The organism is Mesorhizobium sp. M1D.F.Ca.ET.231.01.1.1 (assembly GCF_003999155.2).
Taxonomy (GTDB): Bacteria; Pseudomonadota; Alphaproteobacteria; order Rhizobiales; family Rhizobiaceae; genus Mesorhizobium.
In genome coordinates this window covers 1-389 of record NZ_RZOZ02000088.1, presented here as the reverse complement: position 1 = coordinate 389, position 389 = coordinate 1, and the positions used below count along the sequence as shown (strand labels likewise).

The 389-nt window shown below is 64.8% G+C and carries 1 protein-coding gene; it reads right to left on the bottom strand.

Annotated features, from left to right (window positions below; all coding sequences use genetic code 11):
- Nucleotides 1-47: 47 nt before the first annotated feature.
- The coding region (locus EN874_RS32415) for a substrate-binding domain-containing protein (RefSeq protein WP_210238594.1) at nucleotides 48-389 on the bottom strand (342 nt) is incomplete at its 5' end.

Below are 389 nucleotides of genomic sequence, written 5' to 3'. Positions count from 1 at the left end.
CGGCATTGCAGCTCACTGCGTCGGCCAGCGAGCCGCCCAGCCGCGCGTCACGGCTGATTGGCGGTGTTGTCGCCGGCCACGTAGGCGTCCTGCGCGCTGGTGTCGGTCAGGCCGCGATCCACTACCGTCACATACACGCCCTTCTTCTTGACCTGCGCAACCGGCTGCGTGAGCGACGCCGATTCGAACGGAAAGATCACGAGCGCATTGATCTTGTTGACCGTGACGAGGTCCTGCAACTGGTTTGCCTGCTCGGGCGAGCCGGCCGCGGTCTTCACGATCACCTTGAGGTTCGGGTGCGCTTTCTCCAGATCGGCCTTTGCCTTGTTGGCCCACCAGACAATGCCGCCGGTGAAGCCGTGATCCGCGGTGGGAATCGCGACGCCCAG